The sequence below is a fragment of the Ruegeria denitrificans genome (assembly GCF_001458295.1).
GTDB classification, from domain to species: domain Bacteria; phylum Pseudomonadota; class Alphaproteobacteria; order Rhodobacterales; family Rhodobacteraceae; genus Ruegeria; species Ruegeria denitrificans.
The window spans coordinates 100,816-125,581 of record NZ_CYUD01000010.1; the positions used below are offsets into that span (position 1 = coordinate 100,816).

Consider the following 24,766-nt stretch of genomic DNA (forward strand, 5'->3'; position numbering starts at 1 on the left):
GAGGCAAAAGAAAGCCGCAAGCACCACGGAACTAAACATCCGATCCGATGCACTGGCTTACAGGCGCATTCCCCAAAGAAATACCTTCATTTGTATCGGACTGGCGCGCGGCAAAAGCCAGTGATATTCCTTCCGAAAGGTATGAGGATTTGTCATATGATCGCCCCGCGCCGCTTTTTGCCCTCGATCCCCTCTTTGCTGGCGCTTGAGGCTGTTGACCGCCTTGGCAGCGCCTCTGCCGCCGCCGAAGAGCTGTCACTGACCCAAAGCGCAATCAGCCGTCAGCTCAAGACGATGGAGGAACAGCTTGGCGTCGCCCTGATCCAACGCAGCCAGATGCGATTGCATCTGACGCCTGCGGCAAAGGAATACGTGCAAGTTGCCCGCACGGCGCTGAACCAACTCGCTCAGGCGTCGCTGAAGCTCAAGGCCAACCCGACCGGAGGATCGCTGAACCTGTCGATCCTGCCTGCATTTGGCATGCATTGGCTGGCGCCGCGCCTGCAGGATTTCGCCCGCCGTCATCCAGAAGTCACCGTAAATCTGAATACACGTCTGCGGCCCTTTGATTTCGACACGGAACAATTCGACGCTGCGATCCACTTTGGTCAACGCGACTGGGCCGGCGTGAATTACCTGCCCATCATGCGCGAAGATGTGGTGCCCGTTTGCGCACCCGATATGTTGCCCGATGACAGCGATGATATTGAGTGGCTGATCAAAGCGCCCCTGTTGCATTTGGAAACGCGCCCCGAAGCCTGGGAGAAATGGTTCACCGCTCAGGGACGAGAGATATCCGGGGTACAGGGAATGCTTTTCGATCAATTCTCAACCATGGGACAGGCCACTATCCATGGGTTGGGCGTGGCGTTGCTTCCAACCTATCTGGTCGAGGCTGATCTGGCTGCGGGGCGGCTTGTCCCTGCGTGGCATGGCCCGGGCGTTAGCCTTGGAAATTTCTATTTGGTCTGGCCGCAATCCCGAGCGGAATCTGAACCTCTCAGATCATTCCGAGTGTGGCTGCAAGGCCGGATTGATCAGGCCCCGAATACATAAGTCAGAGTTGCAAAGCGATCCTGCGCGGCCATTGGCCTTGCGTCCTGCGGACGGCAGGGGGCCAGGCAAGCGCGGGCTATGCCCACGCTTGCCTGGCCCAACGGGAGGAGATGTTTCGTCAGAAACATTGACGACGGGCGGGAGTACCCGGTCTGGCTAAGTATCGAGGGATCGGGCAATAAGTTCCTTCATGATCTCATTGGTGCCGCCATAAATCATCTGAACGCGCGCATCCGCGTAAAGGCGGGCAATCGGATATTCCATCATGAACCCATACCCGCCGAACAGCTGCAAGCATTCGTGCATGATTTCATTCTGAACTTCTGACCCCCAGTATTTCACCATCGATGCGGTTGCCGCATCCAGCGTGCCAGCCTCAAGCCGCGCGATGCAATCATTGACGAAACTGCGCAGCACCTCAGCCTTTGTTTTGCACTCGGCCAGCTTGAAGCGGGTATTCTGAAAATCCATCACTCGCTGACCAAAGGCTTTGCGCTCTTGTGTGTATTTCACCGTCTCGGCGATAGCGAAATCAATTGCGCCCAGCGCGCCGATACCAATCGTAAGGCGCTCCCATGGCAATTGGTTCATCATTTGGTAGAACCCCTGCCCCTCTTCTGCCCCCAGAAGGTTGGTCATCGGAACTTTGACGTCCTCAAAGAACAACTCGGCTGTGTCGTTGGCCTTCATCCCCAGTTTCTTGAGGTTGTGGCCCTTGCGGAACCCCTCAGCACCTTCGGTCTCAACCCCGATCAAAGAAACACCTTTTGAGCCCAGCGCCTTGTCCGTCTTGCACGCCACAATGATCAGATCTGCCGACTGCCCGTTGGTGATGAAAATCTTGGACCCGTTCAGACGGTAGGAATTCCCGTCCTTGTCCGCGGTCGTGCGAATGGCCTGCACATCCGACCCGGTTCCGGGCTCGGTCATGGCAAGCGCGCCAACCATCTCGCCCGAGGCCAATTTCGGCAGCCATTTCTGCTTTTGATCTTCGCTGCCATAGGCATTGATGTAGTGGACGACGATGGATTGAATCGCATAGCCCCAGCCAGAATCCCCGTGCGAGGACTGCGCGTACATCGTCACCGCGTCAAAACCGATGCCACCGCCTACGCCGCCATAAACCTCGGGGATCGCACCCGCCATAAGTCCCATATCACCGGCCTTGCGCCACATCTCGCGGTCCACGATGCCGTTTTCGATCCAGCGGTCGATATTGGGGGCCAGTTCATCATCCATGAACCGATCCGCCATTTCGGCAAACATCCGGTGTTCTTCGGTTACCCAATTTGCGGTCGTTGTGAATAGCGACATGCGGCGTTCTCCCCAATTCTGCCTTTGATCAAGGTAGCTTTGGAGTCAGCGCAATCCAATCCTTCTAATGCGTTGCAACGTAACGTTCTTTTGAAATTCTAGGCCAGCGCCGAGTCCAGCAGAACCTGTGCGACGGCCCTAGCCTCTTGCGCAGGCTCGCAGGATTTCAGGAACACGGCTGTCACAATCGCACCTTCCTGCAAAAGCTGTATCCGGCAGGCCAGATGTTCCGGATCACGAGCCCCGGCCCTGCGTGCTAGATCGGTAAGATAGTCCAGCATGATCTGCTTGTGTTCAGCCGACTGCTTATGGATCGGGTGATCACCCTCCTGATATTCCGCCCCGGCCTTGATGAACAGGCAACCGCGATATTCTTCCTGCTGAAACCATTCGCGCAGTACGTCGAAACTGGCCAACAACTGCCCGGCGGGAGTATCCGCAAGCTCTTGGATACGGCTCAGGAAATCTTCGCGAAAGGTTTCGTCCCGCAATCGCAGAGCAGCCAGGATCAGCTCCTCTTTGGTTCGGAAATGCTTGTACATCGAGGTTTTGGACACGCCCGTTTCAACTACCAACTTATCCATTCCGGTGGCGTGAAACCCGTCACGATAAAAGACCTGCAACGACTTGCGGACCAGTTCATCACGTTTGTTTGGGCGCATATGCGGACTCCTGCGTGTACAGATCAGTACATAATCCTTTGCAGGGCTGACGACAACCACTCAGAGATTTGGTGCACATCCCGAAAAATAGCTTGCAAAAGTTAACAGATCGGTACAGATTGAGAAAAGATTTACCGATCTGTAAACCTTGGAGTGATTAAATGAAACGCCATGCCAGCCTTTTCTCGCCGCAATACGTCCCCGTTTTACTGATCCTGGCTATGATCGCAGCAACCCTGACGTAATATGCCGCGCGCCTTCTCGGAACTGACCTTTACCCCCGCCGTCCTTGCGCATCAGGAAAGGCAGGGATCGGCAAGGGCATATGCGAAATTCATCGAAGGCGGCCCGGTGCAAGGCCACCAGGTCGGTCCAGCCGAAAAAGCTTTTATCGAGGCGCGCGACGGGTTTTACCAGTCGACTGTGTCCGAAACCGGCTGGCCCTATGTCCAATATCGCGGCGGGACAATTGGGTTTCTAAAGGTACTGGATCCGCAGACCATCGGATACGCCGATTTCACGGGCAACAAACAGTATATCTCGCGCGGGAATCTGGATGGAAACGACCGGATTGCGCTGATCCTGATGGATTACGCCAACCAGCGGCGCCTCAAGGTCCTGGGTCGGGTGGAGTTCACCGAAGGTGCGGCCGCGGCGGCCGACCTTTATCCCGAAGGCGGCGAAGCCCCCGCCGAACGCGCCGTCATAATCCGGGTCGAAGCGCTGGACTGGAACTGCCCGGCCAACATTACGCCCCGCTTTACCGAAGCCGAGCTGCGCCCGCATCTGAATGCGCTTGGTCAACAATTGGCGCAGTTACAGGCCGAGAACGAACAGTTAAAGCAACAGCTGGCCCAACGACCTTGACGCTGGAAGTTTTCCCGGACCAAACCCTCGCCTTCGATATTTTGCAAAATTTTTTATGACCCCTTGACCTTCCTGTGACTGGAACCCTCATCTGGAGGGTAATAGTGACGATAGGATGAGTCGAATGGCTGCGCCGCAGACAACTCAGTTGAAAATCTCGGGCATGGGATGTGCGTCTTGCGTGGGTCGGGTGGAAACCGCTCTACGGGATGTGCCGGGCGTCTCTGACGCTTCGGTCAATTTTGCGACCGAAACCGCGCAGGTGACATATGACGGTCAGGTCAGTGGTTTGATCAACGCGCTGTCGCATGCCGGATATCCCGCCGCGACTCGACAAACGACGCTGAAGATCGCCGGTATGAGCTGTGCGTCCTGCGTGTCCAGGATCGAACACGCACTAAAAGCTGATCCCGCTGTAGTCGAAGCCCAGGTCAACCTGGCCACGGAAAGCGCGCGAGTCACATATGTCGACGGCGTGACCGATCCACAGATGCTGGCGAAACGCTGCAAAGATGCCGGGTATCCGGCGCGTGTAGCGGACACTGCCGAGCCCCAGACCGATCAGGCCAAAACCAAAGAGGCCCACGCGCTGACCCGCGCTACCGTGTTGGCTGCCATATTGGCCTTGCCCGTGTTTGTGTTGGAGATGGGCGGTCATATGATCCCGGCCTTTCATCACTGGGTACAGGCAAGTATTGGCACGCAAAACAGCCATCTAATTCAGTTCGCGCTGACCTCAGTCCTGTTGCTTGGGCCGGGGCGGGTTTTCTATGTCAAAGGCATTCCTGCGCTGTTGCGTGGAACGCCGGATATGAATGCGCTTGTCGCTCTGGGCACGGGAGCAGCTTATCTGTTCTCGGTAACAGCCACCTTTGCGCCGCAGATCCTGCCGCAGGGCAGCGCCAATGTGTATTTCGAGGCCGCCTCGGTCATCGTGGTCCTCATCCTGCTGGGCCGCGTGATGGAGGCCCGCGCCAAGGGCAGGACAGGTGCCGCAATCCGCAAACTGGTGGGGTTGCAGCCCAAGACCGCCCGGGTTGAGATGGACGGCGCGTTCGTCGACCGACCAATCGCCGACATTACGGTAGGGGATATCCTGCAAATCCGCCCAGGAGAGCGGGTTCCAGTAGATGGTGAGGTGCTAGAAGGCACCTCATACGTGGATGAAAGCATGATCACGGGGGAACCGGTTCCTGTGGGCAAATCCCCCGCCGATCAGGTCGTGGGCGGAACCGTCAACGGCACCGGCGCGCTACGCCTGCGCGCGACGCGGGTCGGGGCCGATACAGTCCTGGCACAGGTCATTCGGATGGTCGAACAGGCGCAAGGCGCCAAGCTGCCGATTCAAGGGCTGGTCGACCGCATCACCGCCTGGTTCGTACCGGTGGTTATCGCTGTCGCCCTGCTGACGATTGCGGTCTGGCTGATCTTTGGCCCTGCGCCTGCGCTACCGATGGCGCTGGTCACCGGGGTCTCGGTCCTGATCATTGCCTGCCCCTGCGCGATGGGTTTGGCGACGCCGACTTCGATCATGGTGGGAACCGGGCGCGCGGCGGAGCTGGGGGTTTTGTTCCGCAAAGGCGATGCGCTACAGCAATTGCAGCAGGCTCGGGTTATCGCACTGGACAAGACCGGGACCCTGACACTGGGGCGCCCCGAGTTGGAGAGCGTCACCACCGTGAACGGCTTTGATCGCGATGAGGTGTTGCGGCTGGCCGCAGCGGTTGAAGCGCAATCAGAACACCCCATCGCCACTGCAATTACCCGCGCGGGTCCCGCGGACCTGCCCGCTATATCCGCGTTTGAGTCCCTCACCGGGTTGGGCGTTCAGGCAAAGGTCGAAGGACACGATCTGCTGATCGGGTCGCCTCGACTGATGGCGCAGAACGAAGTGAACCTAAGTGATCTAACGACAGAAGCCGACCTGCGCGCCAACGAAGGTGCCACCCCGTTGTTCGTCGCTGTCGATGGGCAGGCGGCGGCACTGCTTGCGGTGTCAGATCCGGTGAAACCCGGCACTCGGGACGCGTTAGAAAGATTGCACGCAATGGGCCTGAAACTGGCGATGGTGACCGGCGACAACGCCCGCACCGCACAAGCGCTGGCAGACCGGCTGGGAATCGACCACGTCACGGCTGAGGTTCTGCCGGACGGTAAATTGGCCGCGATCACCGCACTGCGCGAACAATTCGGCACGCTGGCCTTTGTCGGCGATGGCATCAATGATGCCCCAGCCTTGGCGGCGGCCGATATCGGCGTGGCCATTGGAACCGGCACTGACGTGGCAATTGAAACGGCGGATGTGGTACTGATGTCCGGTGATCTGCGCGGTGTGGCCAATGCGGTCGAGATCAGCCGCCGCACCATGCGCAACATCCGCCAGAACCTCGGCTGGGCCTTTGGCTACAACATCCTGCTGATCCCCGTGGCCGCCGGGGTGATGTACCCGGTCAGTGGGCATCTGTTGTCCCCCGCCCTCGCCGCCGGGGCAATGGCTTTATCCAGCGTTTTCGTGGTCTCGAACGCGCTGCGATTGCGGCGTGTCCGGGCCGCGCTGCCTGAATCACCACAAGATCATAAATCTCAAACGGTGACGCCATGAACATCGGAGACGTTGCATCCCAAACCGGCTTGCCAGCAAAGACGATCCGTTATTACGAAGACATTAGCCTGATCAAACCCTTGCGTGACGACAACGGTTATCGTCGGTTCCGCGAACAGGACGTGCACAAGCTTAACTTTCTTGGCCGCGCCCGCGCGTTGGGGTTCACGATCGAGGATTGCCGCACGCTGATGGCACTGTACGAAGACGAAACCCGTGCCAGCGCCGATGTCAAAAAGGTCGCTCGGGCACATCTGGCGCAGATCGAGGCCAAGATTGCCGACCTCAACGCGATGCGCGACACGTTGGGCCACCTGATCGACGCCTGTGCCGGGGATGACCGGCCCGATTGTCCGATCCTGCAGGATTTGGGCGGCAAGCCCTGACACGGGGTTGCTCTTTGCGCGCGGCTTTGCTTTGTCTCTGCCTGACAATCCGGCCTGCCAAATGAATTGGGCCGGGCAACAGAGAGGATCACCATATGGCAAAAGTTGCGTTTCTGGGTCTGGGCATCATGGGCTATCCAATGGCCGGTCACCTGCAGGCGGCAGGTCATGAGGTGACCGTGTACAATCGTACTGCGGCTAAGGCAGAAGCCTGGGTTGCCCAACACGGCGGCGCGATGGCAACCACGCCGAACGAGGCCGCGCAAGACGCTGAGTTCGTAATGGCATGCGTCGGCAACGATGATGATCTGCGGATGGTCTGCACCGGCGAAGATGGCGCCTTTCACGGCATGGCCGAAGATGCGACTTTCGTCGATCACACAACCGTTTCCGCCAAGGTGACCCGTGAGCTCTATGCGGCAGGCCAAACCAAGGGCATCGCATTTGTGGACGCCCCGATCTCGGGCGGTCAGGCGGGGGCCGAGAATGGTGTGTTGTCGATCATGTGCGGCGGCGATCAGGTGGCCTATGACGCAGCCGAACCGATCATGCAGGTCTATTCCAAGATCTGCCGCCGGATCGGTGACAGCGGCGCGGGGCAGATGACCAAGATGTGCAACCAGATCGCCATTGCCGGTCTGGTTCAGGGCCTGAGCGAAGCGCTGCATTTCGCCGAGAAAGCCGGGCTGGACGGCAGGTCCGTTGTTGAAGTGATTAGCCAGGGCGCAGCCGGTAGCTGGCAGATGGCAAACCGCTATGAAACCATGCTGGATGATCATTTCGAGCATGGTTTCGCGGTCGACTGGATGCGCAAAGATCTGGGGATTTGCCTTGAGACGGCAGACGACACCGGGGCCTCTCTGCCGGTCACCGCGCTGGTCGATCAATTCTACAAGGATGTGCAAAAACTGGGTGGCGGAAGGTGGGATACCTCCTCGCTGTTCAAGCGGCTGCGCGCGCTGGGCTGACGGCAATGGGGGCTGTCTGCCCCCTCTTGGCCCGTTGGGCCAATTCACCCCCGAAGGTATTTTTGGCCAGATGAAGGGGATTCCGGTGAAAATTGGATAGGGAAGCGTATGAGCGACTTGACGGAATTCTGGGCGGATGCCCTGCGCGCCCATTGGGGGCTGGACGCCAAGCTAGAGCGGCTGGATGGCGAATATGATCTGAACTTTATGGTTCGAGCCACCAATGGTCAGGATTATGTTCTGAAAGTCATGCGCCCCGGGTGCGAGGCCGAGTTTGTTGATCTGCAGGTCAAAGCACTGGGCCATATCGCGGCTGAGGCACCGGGGCTGCCCTTCCCTCAGGTCTATCCGGACCTGAACGGAGCGCAGCTGCCGGAAATTGCCGATCAGCAGGGGCAGTTGCGGCTGGTCTGGTTGCTCGAATGCCTGCCGGGGCAATGTTACGCCAAGGCCGCGCGTAAGTCCGAGGCGTTGATTTTAAAATTAGGTCGTGTTCTGGGCGCGACCGACAAGGCGTTGGAGCGCTTTGCCCATGACGGGCTGCATCGCGCGGATTTCAAATGGGACCTGACGCAGGCCGGTTGGATCGCCGACCGGCTGGATGCAATCGCCGATCCCACTCGCCGGGCTGTGCTGTCCGTCATTTGTGACAAGTTCGCGGCCATTTCGGGTCCGTTGGCGGGACTGCCTAAACAAGCCATTCATAATGACGCCAACGACTATAACATCCTGGTAGAGGGTGAGCTGGGTCAGCGTCAGAGCATCTCGGGCCTAATTGACCTGGGCGATATGTGCGCCGCGCCGCGTGTCTGTGATCTGGCAATCGCGGGGGCTTATATCGTTCTGGATCACCCTACGTCGGAACGCGCACTTACTGCCCTTGTGCAGGGCTACCATGCGGCCAATCGGTTGCGCCCCGATGAAATTGACTTGATCTGGCCCTTGTTGCAGATGCGACTGGCGGTCTCCGTTGTGAACTCGACCCTAATGGCAGCTGAGAACCCCGACGATCCGTATGTGACCATCAGTCAGGCACCCGCCTGGCGGTTCCTTGAGAATGCAGGTGTGAATGGCGACCTGATGTCGGCCCGTCTGCGAACGGCTTGCGGTTTGCCCGTCACCGACGGGGCTGAACGCATTCACGCCTATCTGTCCGAACATCGCGGGCAGTTCGCGCAAATGTTCGAAGAGGACCTAAGTGACGTGCCTATGGGATCGCTGTCCGTCGAAAACTCGACATGGCCACAGAACCCGTTTCACATGCCACTGGAAGAGGCGGCGCGGGTAGGTGAGGAATTCGGCGAGGGCCTTTGGTTGGGTTATTACAACGAACCCCGCCTGATCTATGCCGAGCCCGGGTTCCGCAAGGGGCCATGGAAGGCTTCGGATCGGCGCACGGTACATCTGGCGGTGGACGTGTTTGCACCGGCGGGCACTGTACTGCATGCGCCGATGAGCGGTCGGGTCGAAGCAGTTGAGAACCGCGACGCCCATCTGGACTATGGCGGCGTAGTAATCCTGCATCATGAAACGCCCGAAGGCGATCCGTTTTATACCCTCTATGGCCATTTGGACCCCGAAGTTTCCGCCCGGCTGAAACCCGGTGATCCGGTGGCACAGGGCGCGGCTTTCGCTCGGTTGGGGGACGCCAGCCAGAATGGCGGTTGGGCCCCGCATGTGCATTTCCAACTGGCCCTGACCACGGACGGGATGCAAACCGACTGGCCCGGTGTCGGTGATCCAGATGAGATGGAGCTTTGGCACGCTGTCTGCCCCAACCCTGCGGCGTTACTGAACTTGGCGGATGAGAAAGTGTTCTATCGCCCCACCGACAAACAGGTGATCCTGCAGGGGCGGCACGACCACTTTGGCGGCAACCTCAGCCTGACCTATGATGATCCGGTCATGCTGGTGCGCGGGTGGAGGCATCACCTGTTCGACGAATGGGGGCGGCCCTATCTGGACGCCTATAACAATGTCCCCCATGTGGGCCACGCGCATCCGCGGATTCAGGTGGTGGCATCGGATCAGCTGAAGCGGATGAATTCAAACACCCGCTATCTGCATCCTGCCCAGACGGCCTTTGCCGACAAGATCCTTTCAAAACTGCCCGATCAGTTCGAGGTCTGTTTCTTCGTGAACTCTGGCACCGAAGCGAACGAGCTGGCCCTGCGGCTGGCACGTGCGCATACCGGGGCAAAGGGTATCGTTACTCCGGATCATGGCTATCACGGCAACACCAACGCAGCTGTTGCGATCTCGGCCTACAAGTTCAACAAGCCCGGTGGCGTTGGTCAGGCCGAATGGGTCGAACTGGTCGAGGTTGCAGATGACTATCGCGGGTCGTTCAAACGCAACGATCCAGACCGAGCCCAGAAATACGCGGATTTGGTTGATCCGGCGATTGCGGCTCTGCAGGACAAGGGTCAAGGTGTGGCAGGTTTCATTGCTGAGACTTTCCCCTCGGTCGGTGGGCAGATCATTCCGCCCAAAGGTTATCTGCCAGCGGTTTATGAGAAAATCCGCGCCGCTGGCGGCGTTTGCATTGCGGATGAGGTTCAAACAGGACTTGGGCGACTGGGCGACTTCTATTTCGGCTTTGAACATCAGGGCGCGCTTCCGGACATTGTCGTCATGGGCAAACCCATCGGCAACGGCCATCCGCTGGGTGTGCTGGTCACGACCAAGGAAATCGCCCAGAGCTTTGACAACGGGATCGAGTTCTTTTCGACCTTTGGTGGCTCGACCCTGTCCTGCCGGATCGGCAAAGAGGTGCTGGACATCGTTGATGATGAGGGCCTGCAAGACAACGCCCGCGAAATGGGCGCGCGTCTGATGGATGGCCTGCGCCAGATCGAAGCCGAATTCGGAAGCGTTGGCGACGTGCGCGGAATGGGCTTGTTCCTGGGGGTTGAACTAGTGAACCCGGACGGATCAGAGGGCACCGATATCTGCAAATACGTCAAGAATCGGATGCGCGATCATCGCATTCTAATCGGCAGCGAAGGGCCCAAGGACAACATCCTGAAAATCCGCCCACCGTTGACGATCGAGGCCGAGGACGTCGACATGATCCTCTGGGCTTTGCGGGACGTTTTGACCGAGGTAGGTGAATTCAACCCTGCCCCAGCCTGCGATCACGAGCATCACCATGTTGGGTGCGGGTGCTGCTAAAAAATAAACCCCGGCCTAGGGAGGGCCGGGGTTCTGCGCCACGCTGCTGCTTAGTGCAGCAGGGCTGCGGGGGGTTGGTGCCCGGTTGTGGGCAGCGGAACCGGCGCGGTCATGCGACGCAACGCCAGCCCAAGTTCTTCGGATAGTGAAGCCAGCGCGGGGGCAAAATCCGGCCTTACGATCAGGGACGCCATCATCATTGCGTCTTCGCGTGACCCTTCCGAGGCCGCCGCGATCATCTGCGCAAAGCAATTCTCGTCAGCCCCCAGACAGGAACACTCCAAACCGTGACGGATCAGCGGGCGGCGCCCGTGATGGGCGCATAGTGAACACAGACGATCCAGCGACATCATCGCAGCGCGTCCACATTCTGCGCCCAATGCAATTTCGAAATCACTGGCGGCGTCTGCACGGCCTTGGACCCCGTCTCCCCACAGCCGCAGATACATCACGGCTCCGGCTTCGATTGGGCCAAGGTCAGTCAGACGTCCAACAGCCGCCCCACCCCGAGAAGAACGCGTGCTCATTTCGTCAGGATCAACTTACCAGCGCGCGTAATGCGCAGCGTGTATAGTTGGTCGCCCAATTCAATATGGGCCAGGTTGCCACCCTTGGTCAGTTCTTCGGCCTTATGGGATGGCAGCATGGATACAGCATAGGATTGGCTGGGATTCGGGGTCTGCATATTCATCAGGACAACTCCAGAAGGGGGCTCGGGCGAAATGCCTTCATTTGTTCGCGTTTCACTTGATCTGGCTGACCCTGACAGGGTTGGCTTTGGTCTTGATCAGTAATCTGATTATTTTAGTCAGGTATGTCAACACCCGATCTGGTAAATTCTCTAAACCTACGCGATTGCGCCAAAAAATCAGGCAGGCTACGACTCTTGCACGATACCAAAGCAAAGGGGCAACCGGTGACCGCTACTATCATGTTTGATCTGGATGGAACGCTGGTGGACAGCCTTCCTGATCTTGCCGCAGCCACGAACAATATGTTGCGTGATACTGGTGTCCGGCCACTGTCGATGGACCAGATCAAACAGTTTGTGGGAAACGGCCTGCCCAAACTGGTCGAACGCGTGATATACCATTGCGACCTGTCGATGGGCCAGCACGCTGACCTGTGCCAACTGACGCTTGCACATTACAATGCCGCCTCCAGCGATAGAACCGTGGTCTATCCTGGTGTGTTGCAGGCGCTGGAACACTTGCGTGACACGGGCTGCGTTCTGGGGGTCTGCACCAATAAACCCGAAGCTCCGGCACGCCACGTGCTCGAGGCGATGGGGCTTGCACCTTATTTCGACGCAATCCTCGGCGGTGACAGTTTGAACACCCGCAAACCAGATCCTGCCCATCTTGAGGCAAGCTTTGCCGCCGTTACTCCGGCCGGTCCGCAGCTGTTTGTCGGAGACAGTGAAGTTGATGCAGAAACCGCCCACCGCGCGCAGGTGCCGTTTCTATTGTTCACCGAAGGATACCGGAAATCACCAGTCGCCGATATTCCTCACACGGCCAGCTATAGCCAATCGTCCGAATTGCCCGATCTGGTCATGAAAGTACTGCAATCGTTGGATCAAAACGCCTAATAAGAGGTGTCCGGAAGGAGGATCGAAACGGGTCACGGCCGGTAACTGAGGGGCCGGCCGAGGGGGTAAGTAGCCAGCCCCTCATAGGGGAAAAGTGGTATCGTCCGAAATGACCCGTTCGATATAGAACAGTTAACGAATCGACCTGAGCTTCGATATAGGGGGTTTCCCGTAGCCCCCCGGACAGCATTGAAATCACAGTTAATTTTTTCACAATTTTTTGGGTATTCGGAGACTTTTCACTGCAACTACAAAAACTGCCCAAACCCGTCCGCGACAAACTCGTGCGAACAAGTGAATTTTGGCTGCAATCCAGAGCATAACTCCACTTGCGTTTCGGCGCTTGCCAGACGCCAAAAACGGTTGGGCAAGCGATACCCCTAAGTCCAAACCTGCCTAAGGCGTTCCAGGAATATGATGGATCGGCAAACAGGATGGGTCTGTCCTGTTTACGGACTCAACCCATCAATCCCATTCGCAATTGCGTTTCTTGTATCGGCTGCGCCGCTGAGTTAATCCCACGTCGCAAAGAGGTAATCACGTGAATGACACAAGCATTGCGGCAGCGGACGTCGAGGAACTTGTCACAGACGTCTGCGGTTTTGACGACCAGTCTGGTATTGACCGAGGCTGACACCCAGCAAATGAAAGCTGCGGACAAGTTTGACAATACATTAAATCCGGCGGCCGTGCCGATCAGGGGCACCGCATATGTTTGAAGATGTAATCATTGCATCCGCCGCGTTTCTAGCCGGTGTCCTAAACGCCATCGCAGGCGGGGGCAGCTTTCTCACCTTTCCTGCGTTAGTTTTGGTGGGAGTCCCGCCCATCCCCGCAAATGCAACCAGCGCGGTTGCCGTTTTCCCAGGCTATCTCAGTGGCGCGGCAGGGTTTCTGCCGGAATTGCGAACTTATGACCGGCGCGCCCTGATTTCTCTGCTGGGTCTTTCAATCGTGGGCGGCGTTGCCGGTGCATTATTGCTGCTCGTTACGCCATCCGAGGCCTTCGGCTTCATCGTTCCATGGCTACTGTTGTTCGCAACATTGCTGTTCCTGTTCGACAAGAAAATTCGCGAACTGACGCAAAGCAGTAAGGCTGCCAGCCCCATCCGCCGGACCCTGACGACATTGGCTGTCACGACCTATGGTGGCTATTTCAACGGTGGGCTTGGGATTGTCCTTTTGGCGCTGTTCTCAGGGCTGGGGTTTCGCGACATTAACTTGATGAACGGGCTGAAGAATATCGCGTCCTTTATCCTGTCTGGTGCCTCTGTTGCCACGTTTGTTCTGGCCGGTATCGTCTATTATCGCGAAGCCGTCATCATGATGATTGCCGCGACAATCGGGGGATATGTAGGCGCACGCGTCGCCCGCCGATTGCCGGTTTCTGCTATTCGTTTTATCGTGATTGCCGTGGGCTTTGGCATGACTGCGGTATTTTTCGCTCGGCGCTGACAAGGGGTGGCAGATTACGCCTCGGCCGGGGGCACGGCCCGCTGATACAGATGCCATGTGGTGTGCCCAAGGATCGGCAGCGTGAAGATCAGGCCCAGAAATGCCGGAACCAGCGACAACAGCATAGTGACCGAGATGATCGCCGCCCAGCATAGCATGACCACTGGGCTCTCCGACACGACGCGCAGGGAGGTAAGCATTGCGGACACAAAGTTGGTTTCCCGATCAAGCAGCATAGGCATCGCAATGACGGTCACCGAAAACAATACGGCCGACAGGAACGCGCCGACGCAGGTTCCAACAGCGAGAAAAGTCCAGCCCTGCGGCGTGAAGAATACGATTTGCAAAAACCCACCAAAATCCGAGAACGACGCATTTTGCAGGATGATCGCCAGCCAAAGTCGGATCTGGTAAATCCATACCCAGAATATGAACAAAGTGACAAAGGCCATCCATCCCATTTCGCGCTTGCGTTGATTGGCCATAACAACAAGGATTTCTGACCAGCCAAAACTCTCTCCCTTTTGCAACCGGCGGGACATTTCATAAAGCCCGGCGGCGGCGAAAGGCGCGACCAGCGGAAAGCCAACAATGGCGGGAATGATCATCCAAATCTTGCCCAGCCAGACTAGGCTCCAAACCAGCAGAATTCCGAATACCGCATAGAACAAGCCGAAAAAGCCGCTCAGGAAAGGGCGGGCCAGAAAGTCAGAAAACCCGGCTTTCAGCGAAGCGGAAATATCCTCTGCAGAAATTCTATTGACCTGGGGCATACCCGATTGCTGCGGCGTCAGATTGCCCGGTGGTGTGGGACCTGCGGTCTCGGACGCCATGACACTCCTCCCAAAGCATTGTCCCGTGCGGATCCATTTGCAAACAGATCCAGCGGTGAAACGGACACCTATCCTGTGTTTACAAGACTGCATCAGGTGCGATGGATCGGCAAGGTGGAGGTATGCCACACTGTCCCGAGCAGGCGATAAATTCTCCGGAGACTGATCGCGAGGACGTTCTTTTTGCCCCAAGAGTAAAAGCCTCGCCGTTTTTCAGATGTGATGTTGGTTGAGGCGCTCACGAAAATGCACGGCTTTTATGACACAGGCTCGCTGTGCAGTAGATCACCAAGAACACATGCCAGTTGCAATTTACCTGTAAAACAATGCTAATTTTCGATAGTGAAATCAAGAAGATCGCGAATAGCCGCTTTATGCGCCGCCTACAAATTTTGTAAAGCGACGCATAGTCTTTTCGTCCATCTGTGGTTGCGCCATCGACGGTGAACCGATTGCCTTCCTGTTTTGGTGAAGTCAGGAAAACCTATCGTGCGCGGCTCCGCCTTCGGACGGATTAGGTCGCGACGTGCGAAACAGATACGCCGTTGCTTCAGTTTGCCTAGAGCGAACTCTGACGGGGAAAACGACCACCTTTTCACCTCTCAAATCGTCAACTTGGCACGGGAAAAATCAAGTTAACTCATTAAATCATTTGAATATGAATTTTCATTGGTATGGTGACGTTATGAACTCACTAGCCAGAATAACCCGAGGGATAGGCGTCGCTTTAAAGGATGGCAGGGTGAAAGGCATTCTTGCTTTCACGATTGGAATGATCTTGTGGGCGTCAGTTTTTTATCACTTTGTCGAAGGGTGGAGTTGGCTCGATTCCATCTATTTTTCTGTCGTAACGATTTCGACGGTGGGGTTCGGCGACTTCTCTCCTGAGACAGCAGCAGGGAAGATATTCACAATGGTGTATATCATTGTGGGCCTCGGTGTTTTTGTGACTGCGGCGACTACAGTTGCGGACACAATCCTGTCTCAGGACGACAAAGAAACTGACAAATAGACCTCGTGAAACTGCAAAACGAGCTCCAGAAAAGGCGGTATTTCTTCCGAGTGCCTCAGCACCTCAACCCGAATTCACACGTGTCTTCAAAAGGCTAACTGACCGCCCGAAGCTAAAAAATATACATATTACGTTTTTTGAGTGTAACATTCAGAAAACAGATAGTGGAGGGATGGAATGGAAAAGACTCAGGACGCCAAGATTGTCGACCTCGCGATACGATTGCTCTTTCTCGGGATATTCCTCTACAGCGCGTTGGTTATGGTAGCTCCGCTGGCAAGCGTGGTCATCTGGGCCACGATACTTTGCGTCGCTCTTTATCCGGCTTTCGATTGGCTGCAGTCCAAGTTGGGCGGACGTAAGAAGCTGGCTACAACGATCTTGGTATTACTGGGTCTTGTTCTGACCTTGGGGCCGGTCGCAACAGCCGTATCCGGTGCAGCAGAACTTGGGTCTGATTTTGCGGAACAGGCCGACAGTGGAGAGTTGAAAATCCCACCTGCGCCCGAGGGCCTCAAGGAATTGCCGTTGGTAGGGAACAAAATTGCCGACGTCTGGGGAATGTTTGAACGGAATCTGGATGGCGCGCTTGCGAAGTACGGGGCGCAAATCCTTGAGATCACCAAATCGCTGTTCGGTAAGGTTTTGGGGATCGGTATCGGGCTTTTGGGTCTTGCCCTGTCCGTGGTGATTATGGGGGCCTTGTTCAGCCCAGGACCAAACCTGGTTCAGGGTCTTCAACGCTTTGCCAATCGTGTCTTTGCGCCGCGCGGCGGCGAATTCGTAACACTGGCAGGCGCGACGATCCGGAACGTGACAAAAGGCGTGATCGGCGTAGCAGCCATTCAGGCGGTCTTCGTTTGGATACTCTTGGCTTTGTTCGGGATTTCTTCGGCCGCCACTCTGGCATTTATCTGCCTGATACTCTCGATTATCCAAATCGGGCCCGGATTGGTTCTAATACCGGTAATTATCTACGCATGGAGTTCCATGTCCGGCGGAACTGCTTTGATCTTCACCGTATTGGCCGTTCCCGTCATGATAATGGACAGTTTCCTAAGGCCCGTGTTCATTTCAAAAGGCCTTGAGACACCCATGTTGGTCATCCTCATCGGTGTTCTCGGAGGTATGATGGCGTACGGTTTGATCGGCGTTTTCATGGGGCCGGTTCTGTTCGCCGTCTTCTATGAATTGTTCAAAGTCTGGATCGACACGCCCACAGAAGCTGAAAGCACTGCCGAGGGAGCGGCAAAATGAGAAAGACTATTTGGACCACGCTGGCTGTCATCCTGATCTTTCTTGTTTGGTATCTGGTCGCCGACCGAAAAACACCCTTTACCGGGAACGCCAGAGTCAAAGCGATAGCCACCCAGATCGTTCCTCAGGTCACAGGCACCGTGACCGAGGTTCTTGTCGAAAACGGTCAGGTCGTCTCGGCGGGCGATATTCTGGTGCGGATCGATTCCAGACCCTACGAAATTCAGCGCTCAAAAGCAGAAGCAGATCTGGAGACAGCCACGCAAGAGGTGGGCGCATCGTCGGCAGAAGTGAGCGCGGCTCAGGCCAAACTGGCAAGGGCGCAGAGTGATCTCGACACAATGCGCATTCAAACCGAGCGAGTTTTTGCACTCGAAAAAAAAGGATTGATCGCCGTCTCAAAAGCCGATGACGCGCGCGGGCAACTGGCGGAGTCTGAGGCGAACTATGAGAATGCCAAAGCGGACTTGGAAAAAGCGAAACAAAGGTTGGGTGACGACGGAATCGAAAACCCGAAAATCCAGCGCGCGTTAGCCGCTTTGGCGGATGCAGAACTTAACCTTGAATGGACTGAGCTGCGTGCGCCGGCGACAGGTGTCATATCCAATTTGCTGATCGCCCCCGGAACTTATGCGCGGTCCGGTCAGGATTTGTTGACGTTTTTGGATGCAACGGACGTCTGGGTCGAAGCTTACTTTACCGAAAACAACCTCGGTCGGGCCTCGGTCGGGTCTCCTGTTGATGTCGTACTGGATATGCATCCCGGTCAAATTGTTCCGGGCGTTATCGAAAGTTTTAGTTCAGCCGTTTCGCTAAGTGGCGGGGATGAGCCAGGTCAATTGGCGAGCCCCCCAAGCACGAAAGGTTTTTTACGCGAACCTGAAAGGTTTCCAGTTCGTATCGTGTTACCGGGGTACGAAGCCGGAAATGCCGAAGATGATCTGCGTTTTCAGCTTAATGGTCAGGCAGACGTCATTATGTACCTCAGCGACAATTCCCTGCTGAACATGGTCGGTCGAGCCTATATCCGTTTGGTTTCAATCCTGTCTTATGCGTACTGAGGAACAAAAATCTGTTGTTCGGCTTGCGCTGGGTGTAACCTGCGTATTCGCCTTGGGACTGTTTCTGGGATGGCCACTTGCCGTCATAGGGGCAGTTTTCACGGCCTTGTTCCTTCAGGCGCCCGCCGCATTGCCATTGGCCGCATTTGCCAAATTGTTTGTCTTCTCGATCGGGTTGATGTTTGTTTCGTTCCTGCTTTCGTCGGTCTTTGCACCTTATCCAGTTGTATTCCTCATTCTAGTGGCCATCGGGATAATACTATCTTTCATGTGGTCAGTATCCGGTGCCGGTGTTTTGCCCGGTGTCATAGCCCTCATGGGTGCATTGATGATTCCCAATCTTGTTCTTCAATCGCAGGATCTGGCATTGGTGCTTGTGTTTTGGATACCGATGAACCTGCTATTTGCAGGTTTCGTATCGACGCTGATGTTTGTGTTGATACCAGCCGAACCCCAATCAGCCGCTCAGAAAAAAGCCGCGGCGTCGCAGGATTTTGACCCCCATCGGCGGATCGTCCGAATGTCGCTTGTCACAGTTCCATTTGCTATGGCGTTTTTCGTGTCCGGCGCATCAGCCTTGTTGGTTCTGTTCTTTGTCGCGCTTCTAAGCCAACAACTTGCCGCCATGCCGTCAATGGGCAAAGCGGTTGCCAAAGCTATGCTGACGGCCAACCTGCTCGGGGCGGCGGTGTCAATCATCTGCTATGAGGTAAACGTCATTGCGCCAGTAATCCTAACACCCATTTTGTTGTGTTTATTCTTTTGCTTGGCACTCGGCGCGCTTGGCAAATCCAAGGTCCCGCTCGCCGCTGCTGCCGGTTCGGCATTGACGACGGTGTTGATCGTTTATGGCGGATCGATTGCCCCGTTTTCGGACGATGCTGACGTCAAAAGCATCACGCGCGTAATACAAGTCGCTAGTGCCGCCTTTTTCGTGATTGCCGCGTATATCATTGTTGACGAGTTCTGGCCCGAAAGAAAACAACACTTGGCTCAATGAGCTTTTGCGCAAAGCTGGACGTGCCTGAAAACCGGTGTTTGCACAGGCTGGACATCCTCCTTCGGCTGCTTTGCCACCGCGGTGAAAGTCAACGACGACATCAGCGCGCAGTCATTACTCAATAGCTTGCAAAGCGTCGACTGGCAGCTCAGAGATCACGGCTCTCGTCATTTACTGGCTATGATCTACCCTTAACAACAAAGCGATGACATCATTCGTTTCCAGTCTTCGGCGTGATTGCTGCGGGACCTCAACCACGAGAGAAAGACCTGTTGGGCAGGAGTGTGCGTTTGCCATCTCCAACGTTCCGGATGTCAGAGCCTCTTCTATCAGAGTCAAGTGCCCCATCAGAACCCCTGCCCCAGCCTTGGCTTCTTCGACCGCAAGACTGTACAGCGAAAACTGAGGGCCACTTTTCTCATCAACCAAGTGATTTCCGGTGTTGCTGGACCACATTGACCAATCGTCTTTCCAGACTTGATCATGCAGCAACGGAATACCCTGAAAACCTTGCGCGTTCTGTACACGATCCAAAAGCGTTGGCGCACAGACCGGTACGATGACATCCTCGCAAACGGAAATCTGATTTGGCGACCTGTTCGGCTCGGCAAAGAAAATCGAAAGATCAAACAACTCTCGCGATAGGCTTGGCGGGGTTTCCATCGCCGTGACCGAAAAAGTGATGTCCGGAAGCTTTGCCCTGATCCTGCGCAGCCGTTTGGGTAGCCAGAGCTGGGCGACCGAAGGCAACGCTGCGATGTGAAAATCAGCCTTGGGTTTGAGGTTGCGCAGCGCGCGGGCGGCGTCGGCCAATTCATCAAAGGCTGCCGTGAAACCGGCGACCAGCGACTGCCCTTCGGAGGTCAGCTCAACCCCCTGTGCGTTACGGCGAAAAAGCGGCGTACCAGCCCATCCTTCCAGTGCCTTGATATGCTGAGAGATCGCGCCCGGCGTGACGTTCAACTCTTCTGCGGCCACCACAAAGCTGACGTGTCGGGCAGCGGCTTCAAACGCACGCATAGCGTTCAAGGGGGGACCTTTAGGGCGCTTGGGGGCGACACTCATGACATTAGCCTTAGTTTTTCTACGCCAAGAAATAACAATTCTGCTTTGCGATGTCACGCAACAGCCGTCAAAATAAAAAAAACAGGAGGATGTCAGATGACACTAGCACACAGAGATTGGGTGCCCGCCACCAGCGAAACCCTGATTCAGGACATCGCGGCAAAGGCTGCATCGGCTTCGTCGGATGCTCTGTTGGCCCGCATTGCGCATCTGGCCGAAGAAAACCGCCGTATTCATGAGGACGAGTGTTTTAACCTGAACCCTGCAACAAATGTGATGAACCCCAGGGCCGAGGCGCTTTTGTCTTCGGGCATCGGTTCGCGCCCGTCGCTGGGGTATCCTGGCGACAAATATGAAATGGGCCTTGAGGCGATTGAAGAGATTGAAGTCATCGCTGCCGAGCTTTGCGCCGATGTGTTTGATGCCATATATGCCGAGGTGCGGGTGCCGTCGGGCGCAATTGCCAACCTCTATGGCTTTATGGCGACATGCAAGCCTGGCGACACGATCATCGCCCCACCCGCGTCGATTGGCGGGCATGTGACCCATCATCTGGCAGGATGCGCTGGGCTTTTCGGGCTGCGCAGCCTCGAGGCCCCGGTGAACGCGGATGGCTATACCGTCGATCTGGACCAACTGCGCGATTTGGCAAGGGCCGAGCAACCCAAGCTTATCACGATTGGTGGCAGTCTGAATCTGTTTGAACACCCCGTAGCCGAAGTGCGTGCCATAGCGGACGAAGTCGGGGCAAAGGTCATGTTCGATGCGGCCCATCAATGCGGCATCATTGCCGGGCGTGCGTGGTCCAATCCGCTGAAGGAAGGCGCGCACTTCATGACCATGAGCACCTACAAAAGCCTCGGCGGACCAGCAGGCGGTCTGATCGTATCAAATGATGCCGAAATCGCCAAAGCGCTGGATGCAATCGCCTTTCCAGGCATGACTGCCAATTTCGATGCAGCTAAAACAGCCGCGCTTGCAGTGACAATGCTGGACTGGAAAGATTTTGGTAGTGCCTATGCCAAAGAGATGATCGCCATGTCAAAAGCACTGGCACATGCACTGGACGCGCTGGATGTTCCGGTCTTTTCCGGCACGGATGGTTTTACCAATTCGCACCAGTTCGCGGTTTTGGCGGCACCCTATGGCGGTGGCCAGGCAGCATCCAAACAACTGCGTCAAAACGGGTTCCTGGCATGTGGCATCGGTTTGCCCGTTACCCCGGTTGAGGGTGACATGAATGGCCTTCGGATCGGCACGCCCGAATTGGTCCGCTGGGGCATGACCATAAGTGACGCTGACCGTCTGGCCAATCTGATCAAGCGAGGCTTGGGCAATAATAACATCCTGCCCGAGGTATCAGCATGGCGTGCGAAATTCGACAGGCTGCATTTCGTGAATTCGTAAACAGAGCGGTCATTTGAGCCAAAGCGCCAGTTGGCCGCTTAGTTGTGTTCAATTGCTTTTTGCCAGTTGGTCCTGAACGTCCCGAAGGTGCAGTTCGCGACCTGTTGCAGAAGCGAAAGACTGAAGTGGAATTAACGGCAGTCTAAGGCTCAATGCCAACCTTCCTATTCGAAACAAAAAAGGCCGTCCCAAACGGGACGGCCTTTCATTCACTGTCTCTTTTCAGAGGATCAGGCTACCAGAGCGGCCTGAGCTTTGGCGACGATCGCGCCGAACGCTTCCGGTTCGTGCACGGCTAGGTCGGCCAGAACTTTGCGGTCCACTTCGATACCGGCCAGGTTCAGGCCGTTGATGAAGCGGGAATATGTCAATGCTTCGTCATGCGAACGCACAGCTGCGTTGATACGCTGGATCCACAGCGCGCGGAAGTTGCGCTTGCGGTTCTTACGGTCACGGGTTGCATACTGGTTGGCCTTGTCGACGGCCTGACGGGCAACCTTGAAGGTGCTCTTGCGGCGGCCATAGTAACCTTTGGCAGCCTTGATGACCTTCTTGTGACGGGCGTGAGTTACGGTTCCACCTTTAACGCGGGACATCTCTTAATCTCCTCTTAGCGGTCGTAGGGCATGTAGCCCTTGACGATCTTGGCGTCGGGGGCGGACAGGGTGGTGTTGCCACGGGCGTCGCGGATGAACTTTTTAGTCCGCTTGATCATGCCGTGCCGTTTGCCGGCCTGGCCAGCAAGGACCTTACCGGTCGCAGTCACCTTAAAGCGCTTCTTGGCGCTCGACTTTGTCTTCATCTTAGGCATTTCCGTCTCCTTTTCCGGGTTCGGTTTCAGACGCGACTCGGCATGCCATCTCGGCCGGTCACGCGATCAGAAGCGCCGTTTACGCAAGTTCTTCCATACTGGCAAGGGGGTTTGGACCAGAATCTGCGCTTTTCGCAAGGGTGGTCAGGCACCGGGGCGACAATTGCCGCCCCGGTGGTTTGGGTTAGTGGCCGAATTTGCGGATTTCGCCGCTCTTCAGACGTGCTGCATAGCTGGCCAGCTCTTGGCGTACCACTTTCATCAGGAAGTAGAGCGCAAAGACGTTCACGACCGCCATCGCAAAGATCGCCGCATCCGAGAAATCGATAACCGGGCCAAGGTTGGCCGCTGCACCGATGACAACAAAGACGCAGAAGATGATCTTGAAGATCAGTTCTTTGGTGTGACCTTCCCCGAACAGGTAGGTCCAGGCCTTGAGGCCATAGTAGGACCAGCTGATCATGGTCGAGAAGGCAAACAGAACCACCGCAATCGCCAGAACGTATGGGAACCAACCAAAGGCACTTGCAAAGGCCGCGGACGTCAGGCTGACACCCGAATTACCGTCGACGGTGGCAATGGCCGAGCCATCTTCGGTCAGCATGTAAAGGCCAGTTTCCGGGTCGATCAGCAGCTGCTGCGTGATGATGATCACCAACGCGGTCATTGTACAAATCACGACCGTATCGATGAACGGCTCGAGCAGCGACACGAAACCCTCGGTGATCGGCTCTTTGGTCCGTACCGCCGAGTGTGCAATCGCCGCAGAACCAACGCCCGCCTCGTTCGAGAAGGCCGCGCGACGGAAGCCCTGGATCAGAGCGCCAACCATACCGCCTGCGATGCCGAGGCCGGTGAAGGCGCCCGCGAAGATCTGGCCAAAGGCCCAACCAATCTGGTCTGCGTGCATGATGATGATCACCAGCGCCGCTGCCACATACATGACACCCATGAATGGAACGACCTTCTCTGTCACGCGCGCAATGGATTTCAGGCCGCCCACGATCACGAGGAAGACGATGATCGCAAAGATCACACCTGTGATCCAACCGGGATAATCTCCGGTGATGCCCGCAATTTGCTGGTGCGCCTGATTGGCTTGGAACATATTGCCCCCGCCCAGCGCGCCAAGAATACAGAAGATCGAGAACAGAATAGCCAATATCTTACCGCCCGGCAGACCCAATTCGTCGAATCCTTTGGACATGTAGTACATCGGGCCACCGGAAACGGTGCCGTCATCGTATTCGTTGCGGTATTTCACGCCCAGCGTACATTCAGTGAATTTTGATGCCATACCCAGAAGGCCCGCAACGATCATCCAAAATGTTGCGCCCGGTCCGCCGATACCGACGGCAACCGCCACACCGGCGATGTTGCCAAGACCGACCGTTCCCGACAAAGCCGTGGCCAGAGCCTGAAAGTGGCTGACCTCACCCGCGTCATTGGGGTCGGAATAGTCGCCCTTCACCAGGCTAATCGCGTGGCTAAAGAACCGCAACTGCACAAAGGCAAAATACAGCGTGAATACTGTGGCCGCGACCACCAGCCATCCCACGATCCACGGGAAACCGGTGCCCGGGAACGGGGCAAAGATAAAGCTAACGAACGGCCCGGTGAAATCAGCAAATGCCTGGTTGATCTTATCGTCCAGACCCGGCGCATCCTGGGCCAGTGCGGGCGTGGCGAACAGGGCGGCCGCTGTGGCCATGCCCAGTTGTTTAATCCTATCCATTCTCGTCACTCCCCTCAGTTCACAACGGTGACCGGCACATCGGCATGCATGACCAGATTCTGGGTCGAGCTGCCAAAGATTCGTTTCTTGAATCCGTCCGCCGAAGCGCGCCCGACGACGATCTGAGTGCCGCCGTTTTCGACCGTGATCGCATTCAGCGTTTCGGCCACGTCACCGTGGCGCACAATACCATGCGCTGTGAAACCGGCCGCGTTCAATGCGTCCACCGCAGGGGTGACGATCCGTGTCGAGGCCAATTCGACCTCTTCCTCGCGCCGCTTATGGCGCAGGGCATTTTCTTCAGGTGTCTGAAAAGTAAATGGGGACCATTCGATCACATAAACCACAAGCAATTCGCATGAATCGATGCGCCCTGCCAAATCTTTGGCAAAGGCGATCGCGCGCTCCCCGGTCTCTGTCCCGTCCAGTCCTATGACAATTTTTGTTGTCATGTCGGTTCTCCAATTTTTTTCGTTGGGTCGAGGCCCGTGCCCTCGACAAGACAGCCAA

Annotated in this window: 23 protein-coding genes and 1 pseudogene; 13 read left to right on the top strand and 11 right to left on the bottom strand. The window is 56.4% G+C overall.

Features of this window, described 5'->3' with window-relative positions; genetic code table 11:
• Positions 1-156: 156 nt before the first annotated feature.
• Positions 157-1,056, top strand: coding sequence for a LysR substrate-binding domain-containing protein (locus RUE5091_RS15805; protein WP_058282908.1), 900 nt, complete (start codon positions 157-159; stop codon positions 1,054-1,056).
• A gap of 156 nt (positions 1,057-1,212) precedes the next feature.
• Here RUE5091_RS15805 and RUE5091_RS15810 read toward each other — a convergent pair whose 3' ends face one another.
• Complete coding sequence (locus tag RUE5091_RS15810; RefSeq protein ID WP_058282909.1) at positions 1,213-2,370, bottom strand: acyl-CoA dehydrogenase family protein; 1,158 nt, start codon at positions 2,368-2,370, stop codon at positions 1,213-1,215.
• A gap of 98 nt (positions 2,371-2,468) precedes the next feature.
• Positions 2,469-3,032 carry a TetR/AcrR family transcriptional regulator gene (locus tag RUE5091_RS15815; RefSeq protein ID WP_058282910.1) on the bottom strand — a complete coding sequence of 188 codons (564 nt, stop codon included), beginning with the start codon at positions 3,030-3,032 and terminating at the stop codon, positions 2,469-2,471.
• A gap of 246 nt (positions 3,033-3,278) precedes the next feature.
• Between RUE5091_RS15815 and RUE5091_RS15820 the strand changes: the two genes are divergently transcribed.
• From RUE5091_RS15820 to RUE5091_RS15840, 5 genes are all read left to right on the top strand, one after another.
• On the top strand, positions 3,279-3,899 hold the full coding sequence (locus RUE5091_RS15820) for a pyridoxamine 5'-phosphate oxidase family protein (protein ID WP_058282911.1): 621 nt from the start codon (positions 3,279-3,281) through the stop codon (positions 3,897-3,899).
• A gap of 124 nt (positions 3,900-4,023) precedes the next feature.
• The gene (locus RUE5091_RS15825; protein WP_058282912.1) at positions 4,024-6,501 is read left to right on the top strand and encodes a heavy metal translocating P-type ATPase; all 2,478 of its coding nucleotides are present in this window, start codon (positions 4,024-4,026) and stop codon (positions 6,499-6,501) included.
• Entirely contained in the window at positions 6,498-6,887 is a 390-nt protein-coding gene (gene cueR, locus RUE5091_RS15830; RefSeq protein ID WP_058282913.1) for a Cu(I)-responsive transcriptional regulator, read from the top strand. Before RUE5091_RS15825 ends, cueR begins: the two co-directional genes overlap by 4 nt.
• Positions 6,888-6,982: 95 nt before the next feature.
• Positions 6,983-7,855 (top strand): NAD(P)-dependent oxidoreductase, encoded by an 873-nt coding sequence (locus RUE5091_RS15835; protein WP_058282914.1) that lies wholly within the window; start codon positions 6,983-6,985, stop codon positions 7,853-7,855.
• 108 nt (positions 7,856-7,963) lie between these two features.
• Entirely contained in the window at positions 7,964-11,029 is a 3,066-nt protein-coding gene (locus RUE5091_RS15840) for an aminotransferase class III-fold pyridoxal phosphate-dependent enzyme (RefSeq protein WP_058282915.1), read from the top strand.
• Positions 11,030-11,079: 50 nt separating this feature from the next.
• Here RUE5091_RS15840 and RUE5091_RS15845 read toward each other — a convergent pair whose 3' ends face one another.
• Together RUE5091_RS15845 and hemP are read right to left on the bottom strand one after the other, a co-directional pair.
• On the bottom strand, positions 11,080-11,556 hold the full coding sequence (locus RUE5091_RS15845; RefSeq protein ID WP_058282916.1) for a hypothetical protein: 477 nt from the start codon (positions 11,554-11,556) through the stop codon (positions 11,080-11,082).
• A complete protein-coding gene (gene hemP / locus RUE5091_RS22700) occupies positions 11,553-11,720 on the bottom strand; it encodes a hemin uptake protein HemP (RefSeq protein ID WP_082643681.1) in 168 nt (55 codons plus the stop codon). Before hemP ends, RUE5091_RS15845 begins: the two co-directional genes overlap by 4 nt.
• 225 nt (positions 11,721-11,945) lie before the next feature.
• On the opposite strand from hemP, the gene gph reads away from it, so the two are divergent.
• Positions 11,946-12,620, top strand: coding sequence for a phosphoglycolate phosphatase (gene gph / locus RUE5091_RS15850; protein WP_058283005.1), 675 nt, complete (start codon positions 11,946-11,948; stop codon positions 12,618-12,620).
• Positions 12,621-13,331: 711 nt separating this feature from the next.
• Positions 13,332-14,075 (top strand): sulfite exporter TauE/SafE family protein, encoded by a 744-nt coding sequence (locus RUE5091_RS15855; protein ID WP_058282917.1) that lies wholly within the window; start codon positions 13,332-13,334, stop codon positions 14,073-14,075.
• Between the two features lie 14 nt (positions 14,076-14,089).
• On the opposite strand, the gene RUE5091_RS15860 is transcribed toward RUE5091_RS15855, so the two are convergent.
• The gene (locus RUE5091_RS15860) at positions 14,090-14,908 is read right to left on the bottom strand and encodes a DUF2189 domain-containing protein (RefSeq protein WP_058282918.1); all 819 of its coding nucleotides are present in this window, start codon (positions 14,906-14,908) and stop codon (positions 14,090-14,092) included.
• Between the two features lie 742 nt (positions 14,909-15,650).
• Here RUE5091_RS15860 and RUE5091_RS15865 point away from each other — a divergent pair.
• The 4 genes from RUE5091_RS15865 to RUE5091_RS15880 all read left to right on the top strand — a co-directional run bounded on the left by RUE5091_RS15865 (position 15,651) and on the right by RUE5091_RS15880 (position 19,238).
• Entirely contained in the window at positions 15,651-15,920 is a 270-nt protein-coding gene (locus tag RUE5091_RS15865) for a potassium channel family protein (protein ID WP_243470800.1), read from the top strand.
• Between the two features lie 177 nt (positions 15,921-16,097).
• Positions 16,098-17,177 carry an AI-2E family transporter gene (locus RUE5091_RS15870; protein WP_058282920.1) on the top strand — a complete coding sequence of 360 codons (1,080 nt, stop codon included), beginning with the start codon at positions 16,098-16,100 and terminating at the stop codon, positions 17,175-17,177.
• Entirely contained in the window at positions 17,174-18,238 is a 1,065-nt protein-coding gene (locus RUE5091_RS15875) for an HlyD family secretion protein (protein WP_058282921.1), read from the top strand. The genes RUE5091_RS15870 and RUE5091_RS15875 overlap by 4 nt, the downstream gene beginning before the upstream one ends.
• On the top strand, positions 18,228-19,238 hold the full coding sequence (locus tag RUE5091_RS15880; protein WP_058282922.1) for a DUF2955 domain-containing protein: 1,011 nt from the start codon (positions 18,228-18,230) through the stop codon (positions 19,236-19,238). The genes RUE5091_RS15875 and RUE5091_RS15880 overlap by 11 nt, the downstream gene beginning before the upstream one ends.
• 171 nt (positions 19,239-19,409) lie before the next feature.
• Here the strand turns inward: RUE5091_RS15880 and RUE5091_RS15885 are convergent, their stop codons facing one another.
• Positions 19,410-20,051 (bottom strand): LysR substrate-binding domain-containing protein, encoded by a 642-nt coding sequence (locus RUE5091_RS15885; RefSeq protein ID WP_370732384.1) that lies wholly within the window; start codon positions 20,049-20,051, stop codon positions 19,410-19,412.
• A 96-nt stretch (positions 20,052-20,147) separates the two neighbouring features.
• Positions 20,148-20,207: pseudogene (locus RUE5091_RS23860) on the bottom strand (hypothetical protein); the annotation flags it as partial.
• 192 nt (positions 20,208-20,399) lie between these two features.
• On the opposite strand from RUE5091_RS23860, the gene glyA reads away from it, so the two are divergent.
• Complete coding sequence (glyA, locus tag RUE5091_RS15890) at positions 20,400-21,710, top strand: serine hydroxymethyltransferase (protein WP_058282924.1); 1,311 nt, start codon at positions 20,400-20,402, stop codon at positions 21,708-21,710.
• A 230-nt stretch (positions 21,711-21,940) separates the two neighbouring features.
• Here glyA and rplT read toward each other — a convergent pair whose 3' ends face one another.
• From rplT to RUE5091_RS15910, 4 genes are all read right to left on the bottom strand, one after another.
• A complete protein-coding gene (gene rplT, locus RUE5091_RS15895; RefSeq protein WP_058282925.1) occupies positions 21,941-22,306 on the bottom strand; it encodes a 50S ribosomal protein L20 in 366 nt (121 codons plus the stop codon).
• 14 nt (positions 22,307-22,320) lie between these two features.
• Positions 22,321-22,521 (bottom strand): 50S ribosomal protein L35, encoded by a 201-nt coding sequence (gene rpmI, locus RUE5091_RS15900; RefSeq protein ID WP_010443552.1) that lies wholly within the window; start codon positions 22,519-22,521, stop codon positions 22,321-22,323.
• Between the two features lie 184 nt (positions 22,522-22,705).
• A complete protein-coding gene (locus RUE5091_RS15905; RefSeq protein WP_058282926.1) occupies positions 22,706-24,256 on the bottom strand; it encodes an alanine/glycine:cation symporter family protein in 1,551 nt (516 codons plus the stop codon).
• Between the two features lie 14 nt (positions 24,257-24,270).
• Positions 24,271-24,708 (bottom strand): universal stress protein, encoded by a 438-nt coding sequence (locus tag RUE5091_RS15910; RefSeq protein WP_058282927.1) that lies wholly within the window; start codon positions 24,706-24,708, stop codon positions 24,271-24,273.
• Between the last annotated feature and the right edge of the window lie 58 nt (positions 24,709-24,766).